Below are 21,087 nucleotides of genomic sequence, written 5' to 3' on the forward strand. Positions count from 1 at the left end.
CGAACGGGAGGCATCATGGCTACCGACGCCGGAGCGATCCTGAAGAACCTGCTCGGCTTCTACGACTTCGACGGCAAGACGATTGTGGCCGCCGGGGCGGGGGGCGGACAGTTGGCCGGCTACGCGTCTCGTGCGCGCCGTGTCGTGGCGGTCGATCCGGATGCACTCGCCATCGAACGCCTGGCCGAAGCGGCCGAGCGCCTGGGCATCGCCGATCGATTCGAGTACGTCACCGGAACGTTCGAGGCGTGCGATGTACGCGGCGATGTCGTCCTGTTCGAATTCTGCCTGCACGAGATGGCCGATCCCGCCGTCTCGCTCGCGCACGCTCTCAGCCTTGCGCCCGACATCGTCGTCGTCGACCACCTGGCCGGATCGGCGTGGGCCTACTGCGGCGACGAGGATGAGAAGGCAGCGAGAAGCTGGCGGGCCGTCGAGGCAATCGGCATCGCCGATCGGGCGGTCTTCGAGGCCGAACAACATTTCCGAGATTTCGAGGAGTTGAACAACCGGCTGCTCGGCCAGGGCGCGGAAAGCCTGCGCCGCATTCAGCCGTTCCGCGGCGACACGGACATCGTGATCCCGATGGTCTACGCCATCGTCCGCGTTCGGGGGGAGGCCGACGGAGGCTAGACCTCGGGCCTTCTCGCCTGCCGTCCGTCCCTGGAGAGCAGGGCGTCGGCCTCGGGTGGTCCCCAGGTGAACGCGGGATACTGGTGGAGCAGCGCCGAAGGTGACGCCGCGACGACGTCCAGAATGGGGGCAACGACTCGCCAGCCGGCTTCCACCATGTCAGCCCGGTGGAACAGCGTCGCGTCGCCGTTCATGCAGTCGTAGAGCAGCGTCTCGTAGCCGGTGTCAGGCGCGCTGGCGAAGTAGTCCGCGTAGCTGAACGCCATGTTGACCTCGCCGAGGCGCATCTGCGGACCGGGCACCTTGGCCTGGAACGCGAGGGCGATCCCTTCGTCCGGCTGGATCCGGATGACCAGTTGATTGGGATCGAAGCACTCCACCGGAGTGTCGCGAAACAGCTGTAGCGGCGGCCGACGGAACTGCACCGCGATTTCGGAGACACGCGTCGGGAGCCGTTTCCCGGTGCGCAGGTAGAACGGCACGTCCGCCCATCGCCAGTTGTCGATGAGCAGCTTGAGCGCCACGTAGGTTTCTGTCGTCGAGCCGGGCGCGACGCTCCGTTCGCCCCGATACCCGGGAACGGACTTTCCGCCGGTCTCGCCAGCCACGTACTGGCCCCGCACGGCGGTCGTCATCACCTCGTCTGGCGAGGAGAGGTGGATGGCGTGCAGCACCTTGACGCGTTCGTCGCGCACGTCGTCCGCCATGAAGGAGACGGGGGGTTCCATCGCGGTCAGCGCCAGCAACTGGAACATGTGGTTCTGTACCATGTCCCGGAGCGCGCCCGCTCCGTCGTAGTATCCGCCGCGGTCCTCGACGCCGACGGTTTCGGCGACGGTGATCTGGACGTGGTCCACGTAGCGTCTGTTCCAGATCGGCTCGAAGATGCCGTTCGCGAACCGGAACGCCATCAGGTTCTGGACCGTTTCCTTTCCCAGGTAGTGGTCGATGCGGTAGATCTGGTGCTCGGCGAGGTCGGAGCGCAACTGCCGGTTGAGGTCAATCGCGGAGGCCAGGTCATAGCCGAACGGCTTCTCGATGATCACGCGGCGCCACCGGTCGGGCTCTTCGTTCAGCAGGCCGACGGCGCCGAGGCGCAAGACGATGTCGGCCATCGCGCTCGGCGGCGTGGCGAGATAGAACAGGTAGCCCGGTGGCGGCGCTCCCGGCCTGTCGAGCGACTCCAGCCTGTCCGACAGGGACTCGTAGCTCGCGAGATCGTCGAGGGCCTCGCAGGCGTAGAACAGCCGGGGCCCGAACCGTTCCCATCGGACGGGATCCGGCGGAGCCGTCCCGAAGTCGCGGAGATCCTGGAGCACCTTCTCCCTGTACGCTTCGTCTGTCATCGGCTTGCGACCGACCGCCAGGACGTTGAATCGGTCGGGCAACACCTGCCGGCCGGCCAGGTTGTCGAGCGCCGGCAGCAGCTTCCGTTTGGCGAGATCGCCGGTGGCACCGAAGATCACGATCGTGCACGGGTTCGTGACGGGTGGCGCCGGCTCACTGGAGGCTTTCCCGCAGTTGGCGTTCACAGGCTTTTCTCCCTGGTTGGTTCTGTTGCGATCTGCGCGGGCGAGCGCGTCAGCGCTGACGCCGCCGCGCGGTCGGCCAGCCAGCTGATCCGACCGGTCGACTCCCGCAGACCCTGAATCGGGAAGCGTTCCGGTTGATGCGGACCTTCGAGCACGTCACGCAGCGTGGCGGCCTTCTCCGAACCCGCGATCAGCACGAGGGTGGTCGCCGCGCCGGTCAGCACCGGCAGCGACAGCGTGATCCGATAAGCGGCGAGTGTGCCCACCCACGGCGCAATGACCAGCCGCGTCCGCTCCGCCAGGGCGGGCGAGCCCGGAAAGAGCGACGCCGTGTGTCCATCGGACCCCATGCCCAGGAGCATCAGATCGAACGACGGGCGCTCGCCCTCGCCGAGATCGAACACCTCGCGAAGCGTCCGCTCGTACGCCCACGCAGCGGAGTCCGCATCCGCGTACTCGGCGGCGATCCGATGGATCTGCGCCGCGGGTATCGGAACGTGGCAGAGCAACGCCTCGGAGACCATCCGATAGTTGCTGTCAGGATGCGTCGGTGGAACGTGGCGCTCGTCGCCCCAGCACACGTGGACGCCCTGCCAGGGAACGGCATCTCGAAGCGTGGCCTCCTCCGCGAGCAGCCGGTAGAGGCGCTTCGGGGTCGAGCCGCCCGACAGCGCGATGACGAAGCGGCCGCGGCGCTCAACCGCCTCCTTCGCAAGACGCACCACCGCATCGGCCGCGGTTCGGGCGACATCCTCAGGGTTGTCGACGACGGTCAGCCCAGGTCGCATGACACCCAGCATACGTCCGTTGGCGTCCTCACGGGTGCGTGAACAGACGTCCCACACACGGTCCTGCGGTATCATCTACGGTCCAGTCTGATCGGAGTGAGGGCGTGCAACCATGAACACTCGTGTGAACGTTCTCTGTATCGGCGCGGGCTACGTCGGGGGACCGACGATGGCGGTGATTGCCGACCGATGTCCGCACGCCACGGTCAATGTCGTTGACATCAACCAGGCCCGCATCGCAGCCTGGCAGAGCGACGATCTTCCCATCTTCGAACCCGGCCTTCTCGAGGTGGTGAAGCGGGCTCGCGGCCGGAACCTCCACTTCTCGACCGACATCGAGGCGGGCATCGCCGCTGCCGACATCATCTTCGTCTCCGTGAACACGCCGACAAAGACCTTCGGTGAGGGAGCGGGACGGGCCGCGGACCTGCAGTACTGGGAGAAGACGGCCCGGCAGATCCTCGCGTGCGCCACGGGCAACAAGATCGTCGTCGAGAAATCGACGCTGCCGGTGAGGACTGCCGAGGCGATGGATCGGATCCTCAACAGCAACACCCGCGGCCTGCGGTTCGAGGTCGTGTCGAACCCGGAGTTTCTCGCGGAGGGCACGGCCATCTCTGATCTCGAGAAGCCGGACCGGGTCCTCATCGGATCGCACGACACGCCAGACGGGATTCGCGCGAGGCTTGCGGTGGCCGAGCTGTACGCGACGTGGGTCCCGCGCGAACGGATCATCGAGTCGAGCCTCTGGAGCGCCGAGCTGACGAAACTGGTGGCCAACGCCTTTTTAGCTCAGAGGATTTCGTCGATCAATTCAATCTCTGCGCTCTGCGAGGTGACTGAGGCGGACGTGGACGAGGTGGCGTACGCGGTTGGCGCCGACTCGCGCATCGGGCCCCGCTTTCTCAGGGCGAGCGTGGGCTTCGGCGGGTCCTGCTTCAAGAAGGACATCCTCAACCTCGTGTACATCGCGCAGAGCCACGGGCTGGATGAGGTGGCTCGGTACTGGGAAGCCGTCGTGCAGATGAACGAGTGGCAGGAGGCCCGCTTCGTCCGCCGGATGCTCGTCAGCATGTTCAACACCGTGGCCGGCAAGCGGATCGCGCTCTTCGGCTTCGCGTTCAAGGCGGAGACCGGAGATACGCGCGAATCGCCCGCCCTGGCCGTCACGCGGCAACTCGCGGAGGAGCGCGCGTACCTGGTGATCACCGATCCCAAGGCGCTCGACAATGCACGCGTGGATACGGCGGGCCTGGCGTGTGCGATCGAGTTCGAGCCGGACCCCTACCTGGCGGCCCGCGGTGCGCACGCGATCGCGGTGCTGACCGAATGGACGCTGTACCGGACGCTCGACTGGGAGCGGCTGCTCGCGTCGATGGAGCGCCCGGCGTTCGTGTTCGACGGCCGCAACATCCTCGATCACCAGCGCCTGTTCGATCTCGGGTTCAATGTCTTCGCCATTGGCAAGCGCCCGCTTCGACACGTGTGAGCCGTGCGGGCCGACGCGGGGGTGGAGCCTGGCCGTCGATGGGCGCGCCCTGGCAGATGAGCGTCCGGATGTCGCGACAGACCGTCCGCACCGACACCAACACCGACACCAACCGCCGCGCCAACGAACGAGGGTCGGTGTTTCCCGGCGCCGCGACCGGTTCGACGGTTCGAGTGTGCAGCCGGTGGAGCGACCGTGGACGAGAAGTGCCTCTGAGGCGCGGAAGCGCCCCAGAGGCCCGCTGGCAGGTGGATCGACGAGCGAACGCTAGAACGTCATGCGGACGCCGACCCGCATGATGCGCGGCTGGAGGATCTCCATGACCGCGGTATACCCGGTCGCGCCGGTGGCTCCCCTGTCGTACTGGCGGCCGAGGGGCGTTGCCGAATTGAACAGGTTGAAGATGTCGAGGTCCGCGTTCATCGACACCGGCCCGAACCTGAACGTCTTGCCGATACGCACATCGAGCGTGGACATCGCCGGCAGCCGATCCTGCACGAAGTCCGACACCAGCAACACGCGCTTCCGGTCGGTGAACGCGTCGCCCGTGCTGATCTCCTGGTACCACGGCATCGGGTAGCCCTGTCGCACCAGGAAGCTCGCGCCGAGGTCGATGCCGTATGGCGCCTGGTAGGCACCGTTCGCGATGAACTGGTACTTCGGCTGGACCATGTAGATGCCGCTCTTGCCCGAACCGCCCGCGGCCGACACGACGGCGCCGCCGTCAATCAGCGGTCCGATGGTACCGGCCTGGGTCTGGTTCCAGCTTCCGGCGATGTGGGTGGGATCGATGATCGACTTCGACGGATCGGTGAAGTACTCGCGCCAGTCGTTGGTCGAGAAGCCGAAGCGAGCCATCCAGCGTTTGGACATTCGCTTGGTGGCGCTGACCTCGAAACCCATGTATCGCTGGTGGTATCCCTGGCGCGTCTGATACTCGGTGCCCCCGGCGGGATTCCGCTCGACGGCAGCGTCGGAGACGACGTAGTACGGCGCGCTGTACGAGCCACCGGTCGTCCCGTCGAACCCGGTCGGCAGCGTCCCGGTGAGCGTCCCGCCCAGCACGAAGTCCTTGCTCGTCGTCCCGATGAGTGGACGCCAGTTGAAGTCGTAGGAGTACCGATAGGTGAACGAGGCGCTGACGCCGAAGTTCGGCATCAGTTCGTGGTCCACGCCGACGATGAGCTCGTGGGTCTTCGGCGCGGAGTAGCTCCCGACCTGGTTGATCGCGGTCAGGGTCTTGGGATTCGCCGGATCGAACCCGCTGTAGCTGATGATGCGCGACCGGTCGAGCTCGCCCGGATCGGCCACGCGGTTGCCGTTTGTGTCCACGGCATTGAAGACAGCATACCGGTACTGCGCCAGCGACATGAACGTCGCCGCCGAGCTGCCGAGCTGTGACGTGAACATCGCGTACGTCCCGCGCAACTGGGTCTTTCGCGCCTCGTCCAGCGAGTACGTGACGCCGATGCGGGGCTGGATCGCGCTCTGCTTCAGCACGTCGTCCATGCCTGGCGCGACGATCTCCGGGAACAGGTTCTCGAACCCCGCGAGCGCCGGCTCGACCGACGGCAGGATCGATGCGGATTGCCGATCGTAGCGCACGCCGGCGTTGATGGTGGCCCGCTTCAGCGTAATCGTGTCGCCAACGTAGAAGTTCATGTACTTCGAGCTGCCGTCGGCAACGTAGTCGGCGGTGACCTGCGCGCGGATGTTCGGATAGGTCCGCCACCGGCTGATGATTCGGCTGCCCGGCCACTGCGACACCGAGTGCACCTCGGTCTTCCGCCAGGTGAATCCGAACTTCAGTTCGTGGTTCCCCTTGAAATAGTTGCCATCCACCACCACCGAGTCCTGCGGTCGCTTGGTGGAGTAGTAGTAGTACGACCCGTGCCACACCCGGGCATCGTCCCGGTACGCATTCGCGTTCAGTCCACCTTCAGGCGTGAAGGTGAAGGGGCTGTCGACGTATGCGAAGCGGCCAATCAGGAACAGGTTGCTGCCGACCACGTAGTTCAGTTCGCCCTTGTAGAACTTGCTGGGGCCGTCCTGGTCGAACGTCGTTTCCTGCGTCCGGGTCGTGCTGGCGTCACGGCCGAACTTCTGCTTGTTGGCCGAGTAGTAGGTGAACGAACCTCGGAGCGCCCTGGACATCTGCCCCTGGGTCTTCAGAGAGGTGTTCTTGAGCAGCGTCCGGTCGTGCACACCCGCCAGCTTGAGGACTCGGATGTCCTGCTTCCCGTAGGCCGCCCAGAACCACCAACGGTCCTTCAGGACGGGTCCACCGAGGTCGCCGCCCCAGTCCGTCAACTGCTCGGTCCGGTCGCCCTTGCCCGTCCTCCCGGCCAGGTACTGCAGGTCCGACGGAAGGTTCGTGCTCTGCATCCCCTCGTTCTCGAACAGGCCTCGCCCGCCTCCGTGGAAGGCGTTGGTGCCGGACTTCAGCATCATGTTCATCTGGATGCCGCCGGTCGCGCTCTTCGGATCGGAGCCGCCCGTCACGACGCTCATCTCCTGGAACATGTCGAAGTCATAGTAGAAGGGCGACGACAACGACGACATGTCCGTGATCGGCATGCCGTCCACGTTCCAGGTGGTGTCGTTGCTGCCGGAGCCCTTGCCCATGAAGCCGGCCTGCTGGCCCGACTCCGACCCGCCGACGTTGACGCGGTCCATCACGATGCCCGGCGCGGACTGCATGACCACCCAGGGATCGCGCGCGGTCGGCACCTTCTGGAGTTCATCGAGTGACACCGTGACAGCCGTCGTCTGCTTCTTGTTGTCGAGAACTGGCACCTCGCCGGTGACCGTCACGTTCTCGGTGGTTCCCGTCAACCCGAGCTTGATCGCCAGCGGGACGGAGACGCCAGCCGACACAGGGATGTTCCTGTTCTGCCAGTCCTTGAACCCGGCGAGTGTCGCCTTCATCCCGTAGGTGCCGACAGTCAAGTTGAGGAAGTGGGCCTCGCCACGAGCGTCGGTCGTAGCCGTCTGGTTGATGGGGCCTGTGAGTTCGACGAGGACTCCCGGCACGCGGCCACCGGTCGAATCCTCGATGGCCACGTCGATGCGACCGGTTGACGTCTGCGCCGACGCCCCCGCCGCGATGCCGACGATGGCGGCCATCGCGGTAGCGAGCGCCAGTGGGCGGACAAGAGAAAGAAACATACCTGATCCCTCCAGCAGAGCGTGTGAACCATCCGCGAACGCGCGGTGGAATCGTCCGATCGATCTTAGGAATCCAGCGGTGGAAGGTCTTTCCGGAAGCGATCGGTTTTCGCTCGATAGATCAGTGAGGCGACAGGGAGGATGGGAATTCAGGCGATCCATGATTCTGGATGGCGTCGATCTCCATCTATTCGGATCCGATCCAGCAGACGATCAGTGCAGAGACTCCAAGGCCGCCGCCGCCGCCACTTCGGGCCCGTGCCCCTGGACGACGGATACACCGGGGGGCAGCGCTCGCAGTAGATTCCGAACCAGCTCCGACGGCGCACGCGGAGAACCATCGCCACCTGGCGCCCAGACGTCTCCCACGAAGAGCACGCCCGACATCGCGAAGTAGACGAGCAGGTCCGAGCTGCTGTGGAGGCCAAAGCAGGGAAACAGCCAGATCTGCTCTCCGTCGAACGGCAGCAGGTAGCCCCACAGGCGGCCTTTCCCCCGCCGGGCATCTCCCGGGAATTCCCGGCGTTGGACGATGCCCGCCGACGCGAGATAGGGAAGGCGGGGCCCGCGAACGATGATGGTGTCGGCGGCCGCCAGGACGTTCGCCTCGGTGTGGCCGGGATGATCATGGGTATTGATCACGACGCGCGGCTGCCCATATCCGCGCTCCCGAAGCCACGCGGCGAGCGGATGAAGCGTGCGCAGCCACCCGGGGTCCACCAGCAGCGGGTCTCCTGCGCTGACGCAGACGCCGATGCTCGTACGGTTCGAGTACGGAAACACGACACGATGAACGAAGGGGGGAAAGGTGCTCACCGACGGCGGCTGCACCTCGGTCGTCGGCGCGCGACGCGCCGCAAGGCGTCGCGCCACGTCGGCGTGGCCATAGGCGACCGCAAGGTCCAGCGGTGAATCGCCGTTTGCGTCGAGCGCGTCGAGCCTCGCCCCCGCCTGGATGAGCTCTTCGGCGACGTCTGGGGCCCCGTATTGTGCGGCTTCGTGAAGGGCGTTTCTCGAGCGACGGTTCAGACGGTTCGGATTGGCTCCCGCCGCGAGCACAACCGCCGCAACCGATACCTCGCCGAGGCGCGCCGCATAGTGCAATGCCGTTCCGGCCGGACCGATGATCGCGTCGGGATCCGCTCCTTCGTCGAGCAGCCGGCGCGTGGTTTCCGGAAAACGACAGACCACGGCATCGAGCAGCGCGAGGCGCGCACCCTTCCGCCGAAGCAGGCGCACGACTTCCGTTCGACCGCGGAGCGCCGCGATTTGAAGCGGAGTCCGATGGCGACGATCGGTGGCGAGGAGGTTCGCGCCGTGGCGCAACATCGTCGCGACCACAGCAAGATCGCCATGGCGTGCGGCCAGGTGCAGGGGAGAGTCGCCCTCATCGTCCTGCACGTTCACGCCGGCGCCGCGCTGAAGCAGGAACTGCAGGAGTCGGCGGTTCCCGGTCGCGAGCGCGACATGAACCAGCGTCCGACCGAAGGGGTCTCGCAGGTTGAGGGAGTCGGGCCGGTCCTCGACCAGGCGCACGACCCGCTCGGCATCTCCTCGAAGTGCGGCGGCAAACACCTGCGGCACAGTCCGTTGGCGGTGAAACCACCCGGGTGCCGGGACAGCCTGTTCGTGCGCGCCATCAAGCATAAGATCCTCTCCTTGCGGATTAGACGAAACCCGGGCGAGGAAGACCTTACGTTCTGGTTCGATTTGCGCGATAAGTGCACCGGGTGTGGGCACTCGTGCGTCCGGAGGAAATTCGAAGGTTACGCGAAGAGCGGGCGCCCGCGTCGCGCCGAGGGGTCCTCAGTACAGCAAAGGAATGAGTCTCCGCACGCGCCTTTGATAGGTGCGGTAACCCGGGAACCTGTCTGCCAACCACCTCTCCTCACGGCGTGACTTCAGATCGAGGAACACGAAGAGCACGACCGCGTACCCCACCGTCAGCCAACTGCCAACATACAGCGCCCAGCCGAGGGCGAGGACCATCCCTCCGAAGTACATCGGATGGCGAACAAGCGCGTAGGGGCCGGTATCGATGAGCGTCGCACCGTCCTTCGGGTAGGGCAACGGCGTCAAGCCTGGGCCCAGCCTGATGATGCCCGCGATGAGGAACCCGGTCCCGGCAATCATCAGGACGAGACCCAGCGTGCCGCAGGCGCGCGGGAAGGGAAACATCGGCAGGGCTCGGTCGGCAAGCGTGCGGGGTCCGAAGAAGACCAGCGCGATCAGGGCGACCTGGACCACGACAAGCCATTCGCCGCGGGCTCCCTGCCACCAGCGTTCGTGATTGTCAGCCATCAGCGTGAGCCCTTCGCAATCTGGACACGGATCTTCTACACCTCGCCGTGTCGCTGGTCAACAGGCGGAGACAGATCGTCAGGATGATCCTGCGCGCGGGCGTCGCGCTGGCCGGCGCCGCACACGCACCGCCGACGCCGCATCGACCTGGCCCTGTCCTCGGTGTTCGCGGTATGCTTCGCGCGCCACGAGAACGCTCTGCCTTTTCGCGCCGATCGGAGGTTCGCCATGCGGGTTCGCCATCTCGTCACCGTCTTCCTCGCAGTCCTGGTCTGCACGGTCACGGCAGCCGGCCCCCGTCCGCTGAAGGTCCTTGTCCTGTGCGACATGGAAGGCGTGTCGGAAGCCACCAGCCTCGCGCACACCAACTACAACACGCCCGAGTATCAGGAGGCGCGAATCTCTCTCACAGCCGATGTCAACGCGGCGATTGCCGGCCTGAAGGCCGCCGGCGTCGGCGAGATCGTCGTCGTCGACGGCCATGGATCGGGCAACACCGTCGAGCCGGACGTGTTCGAGAACAAGCTGGTTGCGCCAGCCAGGATGATCTCGAGGAACGCACCGTTCGACATCTACATGGACAGCTACGATCACTCGGTCGACGCCGTCGTGGCGATCGCCATGCACGCCGGCGCCGGTAACCGGTCGGGCTTCCTGTCCCACACGTACAGCGGCGTGGCGGTGGACTATCGGGTGAACGGTGCGCCGTTCAACGAAACGATGATCCTTGCCATGGGTGCTGCGCGGCTGAAGATCCCGATCGTGGCCGTGAGCGGCGACGACCAACTCGAAAGGGAGCTGCGACGGAACCTGCCGTGGGTCCAGTACGCCATGGTCAAGCACGCCGTCGACCGCACCAGGGCCGAACCGCTGGCCCGCGATGAGATCGACCGGCGCATCACCGCCGCCGCCCGCGCTGGCATCGAGAAGCTCGATGCGGCGCGCCTCCCCGACGTGGGTGGGCCGTATCGATTCGCCTTGACCTTCCGAGACGAAGCCGAGACCACCAACGCCGCACTCTTCCCCGGCGCCGACACCGCGCTCAACGCACGAACCGTGCAGGTGCGTGCGAACGACTTCGAGGAAGGTTATCGCAAGAGCCTGCGCCTGCTCGGTCTCGCTGGTGCCGCGGCGCGCGAGACGGCGCTGCAGGCCGTGATGGCAACGGCACCGGATGCGGCCGCGTGGCGGGCTCGAATCGGTGAGTGGAACGGCGAACGCTTCCTGGATCGCGTCTCGCCGCCCGTCGCCTCCGCGCCGACCGGAAAGCCCCGCTATTGGGGCGCGCGGTAAGCGAGCGAGCCGGCGTGGTATGCTGCGAAACGCTCGCCATCCACCTGCATTCGGAGGTCTACCGTGCTGCTGCGTCGACCGTCACCCTGGGCGCTGCTCCTCGCCCTGTTCCCGTGTCTGGTACTCGCGCAGTCGTCCGGACGACACTCCGCGGCACCAGCGAAGGCCCCCGCCGCCGTCACGGCGCCGGTGGCCGCACTGACGTCACCGCCGTCCTTGTCCGATCGGTTCCCCGGCCTCGAGTTTCGGAGCATTGGTCCGTTCCGCGGCGGCCGGTCCGTGGCCGTGACGGGCGTTCGTGGCCAGCCCCTGGTCTACTACTTTGGAGCCACCGGAGGCGGTGTCTGGAAGACGACCGACGGTGGTGCTTCGTGGCAGAACGTGTCCGACAAGTTCTTCAAGACCAGTTCGATCGGCGCCGTGGCCGTGGCCGACTCCGACGCCAACGTCGTCTACGTCGGGACCGGAGAGACCGCGATTCGCGGCAGCACGAGCTCGCACGGCGACGGTGTCTACCGGTCCACGGATGGCGGCGCGACGTGGACGAACGTCGGTTTGTCCGACACGCGGCAGATTGCCCGCATCCGGATCGATCCCCGGAACCCTGACATCGCATTTGTCGCGTCCCAGGGCCATATCTGGGGCCCCAACGACGCGCGCGGCGTCTACCGCACGCTCGACGGCGGGAAGACCTGGAAGCACGTTCTCTACGTCGACGACAAGACCGGCGCGTCCGATCTGGCGATGGATCCGACGAACCCGCGCATCCTGTATGCCGCGTTCTGGCAGGTCTACCGCAAGGCGTGGACGCTGCAGAGCGGCGGGCCGGGAGGCGGGCTCTACAAGTCGATCGACGGGGGCGACACCTGGAAGAAGCTGGCCGACGGCCTCCCGGAAGGTATGGTCGGCAAGTGCACCGTCACGGTGTCTGCGGCCAGGCCGTCCAGGATCTGGGCAATGGTCGAGGCCGAGAAGGGTGGCTTGTACCGGAGCGACAACGGCGGCGAGAAGTGGTTGCTCGTCAACGCCTCCCACCGAGTACGCCAGCGGGCGTGGTACTACTCGGGCGTCTATGCCGATCCTCGCAACGACGAGATCGTCTACGCGCCCAACATCTCCTTCCTGAAGTCAATCGACGGTGGCAAGTCCTTCTCGAGCATCCGCGTCCGCCATGGCGACACGCACGATCTCTGGATCGATCCCGACAATCCCTCCCGGATGATCCTCGGCGACGATGGCGGTGCGGAAGTGACGTTCAACGGCGGGCAGAGCTGGTCATCGGAGGACAACCAGCCGACCGCGCAGATCTACCGCGTGACCACTGACACGAGATTCCCGTACTGGATCTACGGCTCGCAGCAGGACAACACCAGTATCGCGATTCCGAGCGGCGTGCGCGGCGCGGGCATCGTCCGGACCGACTGGTACGACGTGGCAGGCGGCGAATCGGGTTGGATCGCCCCCGACCCGCGCAATGCGGACATCGTCTTCGCGGGCGGGTACGGTGGATCGATCACACGCTACGACCGCCGCTCGGGAGAAGCGCGGGAAATCGTCGCGTGGCCGCAGGTCATCGACGGCCGCGCGGCGCGCGACCTGAAATACCGATTCCAGTGGACGGCGCCGATCCTCCTGTCCCCGCACGACCCGGACACGCTGTACCACGCAGCTCAGGTACTCCTGAAGACGCGAGATGGCGGACAGACGTGGCAGGAGATCAGTCCAGACCTCACCCGCAACGACCGTGCAAAGCAGGACTACAGCGGCGGCCCCATCTCACACGAGTTCACGGGGGTCGAAACCTACGACACCATCTTCTACGTGGTGGAGTCACCGCACGAAGCGGGCACCATCTGGGTGGGAACAGACGACGGGTTGGTGCAGATCACGCGCGACGGGGGGAAGACCTGGCAGAACGTGACGCCGCCGGGCATTCCCGAGTGGATCCGTATCAACGCGATCGAGGTGTCGCCACACCACAAGGCGACCGCCTACGTCGCCGCGATGATGAACCAGCACGACGACCTCCGCCCCTACATCTACAAGACCACCGACTACGGCAAGACCTGGACGAAGATCGTCACCGGCATTCCCGACACGACGTTCGCACGCGTCGTGCGCGAAGACACCGAACGGGCCGGGCTCCTCTACGCCGGGACCGAGACCGGCCTCTACATCTCGTTCGACGGCGGCGCCAATTGGCAGCCGTTCCAGCGCAACCTGCCTGTCGTGCCGATCACCGACATGACGGTCAAGCACGAGGACCTGGTCGTGGCCACGGAAGGCCGCTCGTTCTGGATCCTCGACGACGTGACGCCGCTCCGCCAGTGGAAGACCGAGATCGGGCAGTCGCCGGCATACCTGTTCGCACCTCGTCCCAGCCATCGTCTGCCTGGCGAGCCCTCGCCACGGCCCGACGTGGGCAAGAACCGGCCGAACGGCGTCATCGTGAACTTCTGGCTGAAGGAGAAACAGAAGAGCGATGTCCCGGTCACGCTCGAATTCCTGGAGGGATCGACCGTGCTTCGCACGGTCTCCAGCATCGCCAAGCCGGTGGACGATGAACTGGCGGAGAAGGGAGATGAGGACGAGGAGGGAGAGAAGCCGCTCGAACCGGTGGCCGGGGTGAATCGGTACGTCTGGAACCTGCGGCAGACCGTGCCGAACCTCCTCATGCCGCGATACACGTTTGGCGATTTCCCGCCGCAGGGCATCCGGGTGACGCCCGGCCGCTACAGCGTCCGGTTCAAGGCCGGCGCGCAGTCGTTCGACGCGCCGTTCGAGGTGCGTTCGAATCCGGCGGTCAACGTGCCGGTTTCGGATCTCGAGGCCCAGGCCGCCCTGCTGCGCGCCATTCGCGACGACCTCATGACCGTTCACGGCGCGGTCCGCCGGATCAAGGATGTCAGGCTGCAGGTGGCCGGGCTGTTGAGGCGCGCAGACGCGATCGGCAGGGGGCAAGGGCTCAAAGCCAGGGCTGAAGCGCTAAACGAGAAGCTGTCCGCCATCGCGGACGCGCTCTACAACCCGAACCTGAAGACCAGCCAGGACTCGCTGAACTACCTGCCGAAGCTCGATTTCCAGTTCGCCGGGCTCGCGGGCGTCGCGGACACAGCCGACGCCAAGCCGACAGCGGGCGAAATGGCTCGCTACACCGAGTTGAAGGGGCAACTCACCGAACTGCTCGGGCGGCTCCAGACGGTGCAGGACGCGGACTTGAAGGACTTCAACAAGGCGGTGGCGGATGCCGGCGTGCCGCCTGTCGTCCTGATGCCCTTCGACAAGAAGGACTGACGGCCCCTCGCAGACATCCTGCCGAAGTCGGATACGATTGTAGGTGTGGTCACCGACAGTTGAAGACGACGGGCCCGGCGGAGCTTTGCCGGCCAGCGGCATGAGCAACAACAAGGAGCAGTGACGATGAACAAGGTCATTGGATACGCGGCGCAGAGTGCCACGGCACCGCTCGAGTCGTATGGTTTCGAACGCCGCGAACCTGGAGCGGGAGATGTGCAGATTGCCATCCAGTTCTGCGGCGTCTGCCATTCGGATCTGCACACGGTCCGCAATGAATGGATGAACACGACATATCCGGTCGTCCCGGGTCACGAGATCGTGGGCCGCGTCAGTCGTGTCGGCGGCGGTGTGAAGAGATTCAAGGTCGGGGATCAGGTCGGGGTGGGCTGCATGGTGGACTCATGTCGAACCTGTCAGGACTGCCGGGAAGGACTCGAGCAGTACTGTCAGAACGGGCTCATTCTCACCTACAACAGCCCGGACAAGCACACGGGTGGCGTGACATACGGCGGCTACTCGAGCGACATCGTCGTGGACGAGCACTTCGTGTTGCGCGTGTCCGAGAGGCTGCCCCTCCCCAACGTGGCGCCACTGCTCTGCGCAGGAATCACCACCTACTCGCCGCTGCGCCACTGGAACGTGAACGCCGGGAAGAAGGTGGGCATTGTCGGCCTCGGCGGACTCGGTCACATGGGGCTGAAGTTCGCGCATGCGTTCGGCGCCCACGTCGTGCTGTTCACGACCTCTCCGAGCAAGACGGCGGATGCACTCCGGCTGGGTGCCGACCAGGTCGTGCTCTCGACGAACAGCGGTGACATGAAGCTCCACGCCGGCAGCTTCGACTTCATCCTGGACACCGTGGCAGCCCCGCACGATCTCGATGCCTTCACCGCGCTCCTCAAGCGCGATGCGACGTTGTGTCTGGTGGGCGCGCCTGCACAACCGCATCCATCGCCCGCGGTCTTCAACCTGATCTTCCGACGCCGGCAACTGGCCGGGTCGTTGATTGGCGGAATTCGCGAGACACAGGAGATGCTCGATTTCTGCGCCGAGCATGGCATCACGTCGGATGTGGAGGTGATTCCGATCCAGGCCATCAACGAGGCCTACGAGCGCATGCTGAAGAGCGATGTGAAATACCGCTTCGTGATCGACCTCTCGACGTTGCGCTAGCGCGAGAGTCCCTGGCCGGCGGTCCGCGAACCGGATTACCAACCGTTCCGGACCGCCCACCAGAGCACAACGCCGATGACGGCTCCTGTGGCAAGCAGCGAGACGAGATCGGTTGTGAAGTACGGATACACCATCAGCAGAAGCCCCGCGACCAGGTGCGGCCATCGTCTCTGCTTCCTGCCGTACACGAACAGTACGAATCCGACCCCACCCGGAATGAGCGATACGAACAGCCACGTCGGATCAAACGACATGTGTCACGACCGGAATTGGCGCCACTGATCTGACGAACCGGGCGGCAACGTCGCCTCTGTCAGCGCCAACGTTCCGACTCGGGATCGAACGGCTCGTCCTTCCTTGACGCTGCGAACACCGGAAGGCCGCTCTGCACGGACTTGTCGGATTTCTACTATGCCCCGTCCCAGCAAAACCCGTCGGCCTCGAACATCGGCGCGAATGGGGAGACGAACGCGGTGTCGTTTGCGGGGCTCGAAGCGGGCACGCTCCTTGCGACCCGGTTCACGGTCCTGAGCGGTCTGGCGGGGCCGAGCAGCGGGGTGTTCGACTGAGGTCTGCCGTCCTTCGGCGGTCGCAACACCTTGCGGCCATCGGGTCCGAGAGCACTCCTGCCGGCTCGGGCACGCACTGGGCATACTGGCCGCCCCGCCTTATTTCCAGCCGGTCGATCTGCGCGTGAAGCGCGCGGGCAAGGCCGGCTTCGCCTCCGGCGCAGGCTCCGGCTCACCTGACGCGGCGGCGATCTCCTGCTCGAGGTCGTCGGCGTTCGGCAAGCCGGCGAGCTGGTCCACGAACATCAACGAATGTTGCGAAGGGATCTCGAATTTCTTCCCGCACGCCTTGCAGGTGACATCGTCGTCGAGCCGAAGCAGGTAGTCGCGCATCTTCGCGAACTTGGCCCGATCGGCCTCGTCAGCCCCCGGCGGCAGGTTCGCTTTCCTGGATCGCCGAACCCACCGAATGCTGTACTCGGCGGGCCGCCGGCACTTCGGGCACTGATACCGGGCTTGTCGAGTCTCCGGCTTCTCTGAGAAGAAGGCGCGTTCGTCCATGGCCATACGCCTATGTTAGCAACGAACGGCCTCGAACGCGGCGACGAACGTCACGATGGCGGCAAGGACGGCGGCATCGACGGCGAGCTCGTTTCGTTCGTCCTGGCGCCTACCGGCGTCGTGGCCGGATGTCCGGCCCAAAAAGAGGGGGTCGTGCTCGATGGCCCGGCGGCGGGCTCACCAGCGCGTCAGCCCTTGACCCCAAACCCTTTCTTCAACAACAACTCGCGAAGCCGATCGCGAAGATCGCCTTGGAGTTCAATCGCGTTGTCTCTGACCGTGCCTCCCGCTCCGCAAGCCCGCTTCAGTTCCTGGCACAGGTCCTTGAGGAAGGCGGCGTTAGCCGGCAGGTCGTACACGACGCTGACGGTCTTTCCACCGCGCCCCGCCTTCTCGACGCGCAGCTTCGCGACGACGCGGACCGGCACCGGTTCGTGTGGGTGGCGTGCGCCGCACCGGCAGTCGCGAGGCGGGAGGCCGCAGCCTGGACACACTCTGCCCGTATCGGTGGAGTAGACGAGCCGGCTGTTGTTGCGTGCGGCCATGGCGCGATCATGCGCGAAGTGCCGCGCCCGCCTCGCCGAGAAGCCGCGCCGCGTTGCCGCCGAGGATGCCGGCCTTTGCCGATTCGTCGATCTCCAGCGCGCGAAGGCTCGAGAGCATCTTGGGGATGCTGCCGATCTGGTGCGGATAGTCGCTGCCGGCCATCACGTGATCGGCCCCGGCAAAGGCGATGGCCAGCTTCAGCGCATTCGCGTCGAAGTTGACCGTGTCGTAGTAGAAGCGCCTCAGGTGTTCGCCCGGCGGGCGCGTGATGTGCTCGCGGCACTCCTTGAACGCGAAGAACCCGCGGTCGAGCCGCTCGGCCAGATACGGGATCGCCCCTCCGAGGTGTCCGAGCACCCATCTGATGCGGGGGAATCGCTCGGTGACGCCCGCGAACACGAGGTGCGCGGCCGCGAGCGTCGTGTCCATCAGGAAGCCGACGAGCGGCATCAGCCAGTACTCCGTCATGGCCTCCACGCTCACCGGGTGGTTCGGGTGAATGTAGAGGACGGCACCCAGTTCGTTGGCCTTCTCATAGACCGGCCAGAACCGGCGGTCGGCGAGCGCGACGCCGTTGATGTTGCTGAAAACCATCGCCCCCGGCAGCCGCAGCGTCGTCATGGCTCGATCCAATTCGCGGGCCGCTGCTGCGGGATCGTTGAGCGGCAGCGTGGCCAGCGCCGCAAAACGGTGGCCGCGCGTCGCGACGACCTCCGCGAACTCGTCGTTGACGAGACGCGCGAGATCGGCCGCGCGCTGCGGCGTCTCCACGTGCGTGCCGGGCGTGGTCAGCGTCAACACCTGCCGATCGACGCCCAGGTCGGCCAGCACCCGTTCCCTGAAGTCGATGTCGCGGTGCCCTGGCACGACGATGTTGTAGTCGCCGGGGTAGTACAAGAGCGGATTGCCGTCAGCATCGACACCGACCGTCACGTTGGTGCCCGTCGTCCGGAGCGCATCCAGGTACGCGGGCGGATAGTAGTGGTTGTGAAAATCGACAATCGGCATGCGAGCGTCTCCGTGTTCCCTTCTGCGTGTTGTGGTCATGCGTCCCGGCGCCTGCGGGCGGCGTCTTCGCTTGGAGCCTGGCGCCGCCTGCCAAGATAGTACGCCGGAAGCCCGGCGCCGACCAGGAGGAGGCCGATCAGGGCCTCTGGTGGATCCGAGACGAGCTGGCTGACGGCGATCGCGATGGCCACGACGGCAAACAGCGCGGGCACCGCCGGGTATCCCGGCATGCGGTACGCCGGCGCGTACCCCGGCCGGCGCCGCGCGGCCGCCAGCCCGACGGCCAGCGCCGCGAAGAAGATCCACTCGGTGTAGACCACGCGTGTGAACAGGACGCGATACGTGCCGGTGGCCACGAGCACCGACGACCAGGCGGCCTGGATCGCAATGGCCCGGTACGGGGTCTGGAATCGAGGGTGGACGGCACCGAGCCACCCGAACCAGCGATGGTCCCCGGCCATCGAGAAGTACACCCGCGGGCCCAGCAAGACGATGCCGCTGAGGGCGCCGAAGGTCGAGAAGACGACGAGCGCCGCGATGATGGCGCCGCCGCCGGACCCGAGCACGGCGTCAGCCGCGTCGGCGGCAACGCGCGACGACGCGATCACCGTGTCGAGCGGCAGCACATAGAAGTACACGACGTTCAGCATCACGTAACAGGCCGTGACGATCGCCGTGCCTGCCATCAGGGCCCTCGGGATGGTGCGGCGCGCCTGGACCGTCTCGCCGGCAGCATAGGTCACCATGTGCCAGCCACCGAACGCGAAGAGCCCCGCCGCGACCGCCGCGGGAAACCGGCTCAGCAGGGCTGCCTCCGTGCGATCTCCGACGAAGTGGGGCAGGTGCCAGCCCGCCACGAACCCGGTCACGATCAACACCGCAACCGCGAGCAGCTTGCCGATCGTGAACGTCGCCTGCACGCGGCTCCCGAACCGCACGCCGAGGTAGTTGACGGCCGACAGGAGGAGGATGACGGCGATCGCCATCCCGCGCTGCCCGGTGGCGGAGAGCGGTACCAGGTAGGCGGTATACCGGGCGCAGATGACCGCGATCGCGGCGATGATGCCGGAGTGCATGCTCCAGAACATCGCCCAGGCCCACAGGAAGCCGGCCGCGGGCGACACGGTCTCGCTGAGATACACGTAGACCCCGCCGGTCCGGGGATAGGCCGACGCCAGCTCGGCGCAGATGAGCGAGCCGACCACGGTCAGGAGACCTGCGACGGTCCACGCCAGCAGGAGACCCGGGATCGATGGCAGCGCGCTACTCATCTCCGACGGCTGGACGAAGATGGACGCTCCGATGATCGTACCCACGACCATCGCGGTCGTGTGGGAGAGCCGGAGGGTCTGTCGGAGGTCAGGGCCGCCGGACGTGTGCGGCGTCGGCATGGAGGCGGAATCGTATCACGAGAGGCGGGCGGCTCGCGCACGCGACGCCAGATAGCCGAGCGAGATGATGCCGAGCCACACCCCGCCGGCCGCCCACGCGACGCCGAGGCCGACGAAGAAGCAATCCACCAGCACCAGCACGAGCGCGACGATCCCGAGGATCGGCAGCCATGGGTAGAAGGGCACGCGGACCCTGCCGGGCGGCAGCCCCAGCCTCGCTCTCGTCCGCCTGAAGGCCAGCAGCGTCACGAGCACCACGATCCACACGAGGATGCCGCCGAAGATCGCGATGCCGAACAGCCACTGGTAGGCCGAACTGGCGTACTCGACCGACAGCACGGCGGCGAGCGCCAGGCCGATCGTCGACGTCAGGATCGCGTTTCGCGGCGAGCCCTGCGGGGACAAGCGGCCGAACGCCGCCGGCGCGAAGCCGCTCCTGGCGAGCGAGAACAGCATCCGACCCGTGAGGTACAGGTTCGTGTTCATCGACGACAGGGCCGCCGTCAGGACGACGAAGTTCATCAGGCCTGCGGCGAAGGGCACGCCGAGAGTTCGGAAGACCGTGACGAACGGACTCTCCGCCAGGCCGGCCCGCTGCCACGGCACGATTGCCACGACCAGGGCGATCGCCACGATGTAGAACAGACCCAGGCGGAAGACCATGCTCCGCAGGGCGCGCGGCACTTCCCGCTCGGGCTCCAGCGCTTCGCCGGCCGTCACGGCGATGATCTCGATGCCGTAGAACGAGAAGACGACAACGAGCATCGCCTTCATGACGCCCGTCAGCCCGTGCGGCAGGAACCCGCCGGTTGCCGGGTTCAACAGGTTCCCGAGGCCGACGGGCGCAACCACCCCGAACCCGGTGAAGACGTACCCGACGCCCAGCACGACGAAGATCAGGATGGCCGACACCTTGATCATCGCGAACCAGTACTCGAACTCGCCGAAGAGGCGGACGGCCGTGAGATTGACGAGGATGAGCGCGGCCGAGTAGAGGGTCACCCAGACCCACAGCGACACGCCCGGGAACCAGAACTGGGTGTAGATGCCAGCGGCTGTCACCTCACCGCCCACGGCCACGACCTGGGCAAACCAGTACGTGTAGCGGACGACGAACCCGGCCCAGCGATTGAGGTAGATCTCGGCGTAGACGCCGAATGAACCGGCCGTGGGATGGACGACCGCCATCTCGGCCAGCGCGTACATCATGATCAGGCAGAGGCCGACACCCAGGACATACGACACGATCACGCCCGGGCCGGCCTGTCCGACGGCCATGCCGCTGCCGAGAAACAGCCCGGTACCGATCGCGCCGCCCATCGCAATCATCGTCATGTGGCGACGAGTGAGCTGCCGGTGGAGGCCGCGCTCGCGATCGACCAACTGATCGCCCAATGA

At 66.1% G+C, this 21,087-nt stretch carries 16 protein-coding genes and 1 pseudogene; 6 read left to right on the forward strand and 11 right to left on the reverse strand.

Features of this window, described 5'->3' with window-relative positions; translation table 11 throughout:
- Positions 1 to 15: 15 nt before the first annotated feature.
- Entirely contained in the window at positions 16 to 633 is a 618-nt protein-coding gene (locus tag VGK32_05635) for a methyltransferase domain-containing protein (protein ID HEY3381230.1), read from the forward strand.
- On the opposite strand, the gene zwf is transcribed toward VGK32_05635, so the two are convergent.
- Positions 630 to 2,165: a glucose-6-phosphate dehydrogenase gene (gene zwf / locus VGK32_05640; GenBank protein HEY3381231.1), complete on the reverse strand. Its 1,536-nt coding sequence runs from the start codon at positions 2,163 to 2,165 to the stop codon at positions 630 to 632. The genes VGK32_05635 and zwf overlap by 4 nt on opposite strands.
- The gene (pgl, locus tag VGK32_05645; protein ID HEY3381232.1) at positions 2,162 to 2,953 is read right to left on the reverse strand and encodes a 6-phosphogluconolactonase; all 792 of its coding nucleotides are present in this window, start codon (positions 2,951 to 2,953) and stop codon (positions 2,162 to 2,164) included. The genes zwf and pgl overlap by 4 nt, the downstream gene beginning before the upstream one ends.
- Positions 2,954 to 3,065: 112 nt before the next feature.
- Here pgl and VGK32_05650 point away from each other — a divergent pair, with 112 nt between their 5' ends.
- Positions 3,066 to 4,442, forward strand: a complete 1,377-nt coding sequence (locus VGK32_05650) for a nucleotide sugar dehydrogenase (GenBank protein HEY3381233.1) — start codon at positions 3,066 to 3,068, stop codon at positions 4,440 to 4,442.
- Positions 4,443 to 4,709: 267 nt separating this feature from the next.
- Here the strand turns inward: VGK32_05650 and VGK32_05655 are convergent, their stop codons facing one another.
- From VGK32_05655 to VGK32_05665, 3 genes are all read right to left on the reverse strand, one after another.
- A complete protein-coding gene (locus VGK32_05655) occupies positions 4,710 to 7,610 on the reverse strand; it encodes a TonB-dependent receptor (GenBank protein ID HEY3381234.1) in 2,901 nt (966 codons plus the stop codon).
- A gap of 213 nt (positions 7,611 to 7,823) precedes the next feature.
- Positions 7,824 to 9,257 (reverse strand): ankyrin repeat domain-containing protein, encoded by a 1,434-nt coding sequence (locus VGK32_05660; protein ID HEY3381235.1) that lies wholly within the window; start codon positions 9,255 to 9,257, stop codon positions 7,824 to 7,826.
- 159 nt (positions 9,258 to 9,416) lie between these two features.
- A complete protein-coding gene (locus tag VGK32_05665) occupies positions 9,417 to 9,911 on the reverse strand; it encodes an isoprenylcysteine carboxylmethyltransferase family protein (GenBank protein HEY3381236.1) in 495 nt (164 codons plus the stop codon).
- Between the two features lie 228 nt (positions 9,912 to 10,139).
- Between VGK32_05665 and VGK32_05670 the strand changes: the two genes are divergently transcribed.
- From VGK32_05670 to VGK32_05680, 3 genes are all read left to right on the forward strand, one after another.
- Positions 10,140 to 11,204: a M55 family metallopeptidase gene (locus VGK32_05670; GenBank protein ID HEY3381237.1), complete on the forward strand. Its 1,065-nt coding sequence runs from the start codon at positions 10,140 to 10,142 to the stop codon at positions 11,202 to 11,204.
- Between the two features lie 63 nt (positions 11,205 to 11,267).
- Positions 11,268 to 14,498: a hypothetical protein gene (locus VGK32_05675; GenBank protein ID HEY3381238.1), complete on the forward strand. Its 3,231-nt coding sequence runs from the start codon at positions 11,268 to 11,270 to the stop codon at positions 14,496 to 14,498.
- A gap of 126 nt (positions 14,499 to 14,624) precedes the next feature.
- A complete protein-coding gene (locus tag VGK32_05680; GenBank protein HEY3381239.1) occupies positions 14,625 to 15,674 on the forward strand; it encodes an NAD(P)-dependent alcohol dehydrogenase in 1,050 nt (349 codons plus the stop codon).
- 35 nt (positions 15,675 to 15,709) lie between these two features.
- Here VGK32_05680 and VGK32_05685 read toward each other — a convergent pair whose 3' ends face one another.
- On the reverse strand, positions 15,710 to 15,928 hold the full coding sequence (locus VGK32_05685; protein HEY3381240.1) for a hypothetical protein: 219 nt from the start codon (positions 15,926 to 15,928) through the stop codon (positions 15,710 to 15,712).
- A 75-nt stretch (positions 15,929 to 16,003) separates the two neighbouring features.
- Here VGK32_05685 and VGK32_05690 point away from each other — a divergent pair.
- Positions 16,004 to 16,243: pseudogene (locus VGK32_05690) on the forward strand (DUF3443 family protein).
- A gap of 99 nt (positions 16,244 to 16,342) precedes the next feature.
- On the opposite strand, the gene VGK32_05695 reads toward VGK32_05690, so the two are convergent.
- The 5 genes from VGK32_05695 to VGK32_05715 all read right to left on the reverse strand — a co-directional run bounded on the left by VGK32_05695 (position 16,343) and on the right by VGK32_05715 (position 21,084).
- A complete protein-coding gene (locus tag VGK32_05695) occupies positions 16,343 to 16,744 on the reverse strand; it encodes a hypothetical protein (protein ID HEY3381241.1) in 402 nt (133 codons plus the stop codon).
- 188 nt (positions 16,745 to 16,932) lie between these two features.
- Positions 16,933 to 17,289, reverse strand: a complete 357-nt coding sequence (locus VGK32_05700) for a hypothetical protein (GenBank protein ID HEY3381242.1) — start codon at positions 17,287 to 17,289, stop codon at positions 16,933 to 16,935.
- Between the two features lie 7 nt (positions 17,290 to 17,296).
- Positions 17,297 to 18,298 (reverse strand): amidohydrolase family protein, encoded by a 1,002-nt coding sequence (locus VGK32_05705; GenBank protein ID HEY3381243.1) that lies wholly within the window; start codon positions 18,296 to 18,298, stop codon positions 17,297 to 17,299.
- Between the two features lie 35 nt (positions 18,299 to 18,333).
- Entirely contained in the window at positions 18,334 to 19,689 is a 1,356-nt protein-coding gene (locus VGK32_05710) for an amino acid permease (protein ID HEY3381244.1), read from the reverse strand.
- Positions 19,690 to 19,704: 15 nt separating this feature from the next.
- Entirely contained in the window at positions 19,705 to 21,084 is a 1,380-nt protein-coding gene (locus tag VGK32_05715) for an amino acid permease (protein ID HEY3381245.1), read from the reverse strand.
- Positions 21,085 to 21,087: the final 3 nt, after the last annotated feature.

The organism is Vicinamibacterales bacterium (genome assembly GCA_036504215.1).
In the GTDB taxonomy this organism is placed as follows: Bacteria; Acidobacteriota; Vicinamibacteria; order Vicinamibacterales; family Fen-181; genus FEN-299.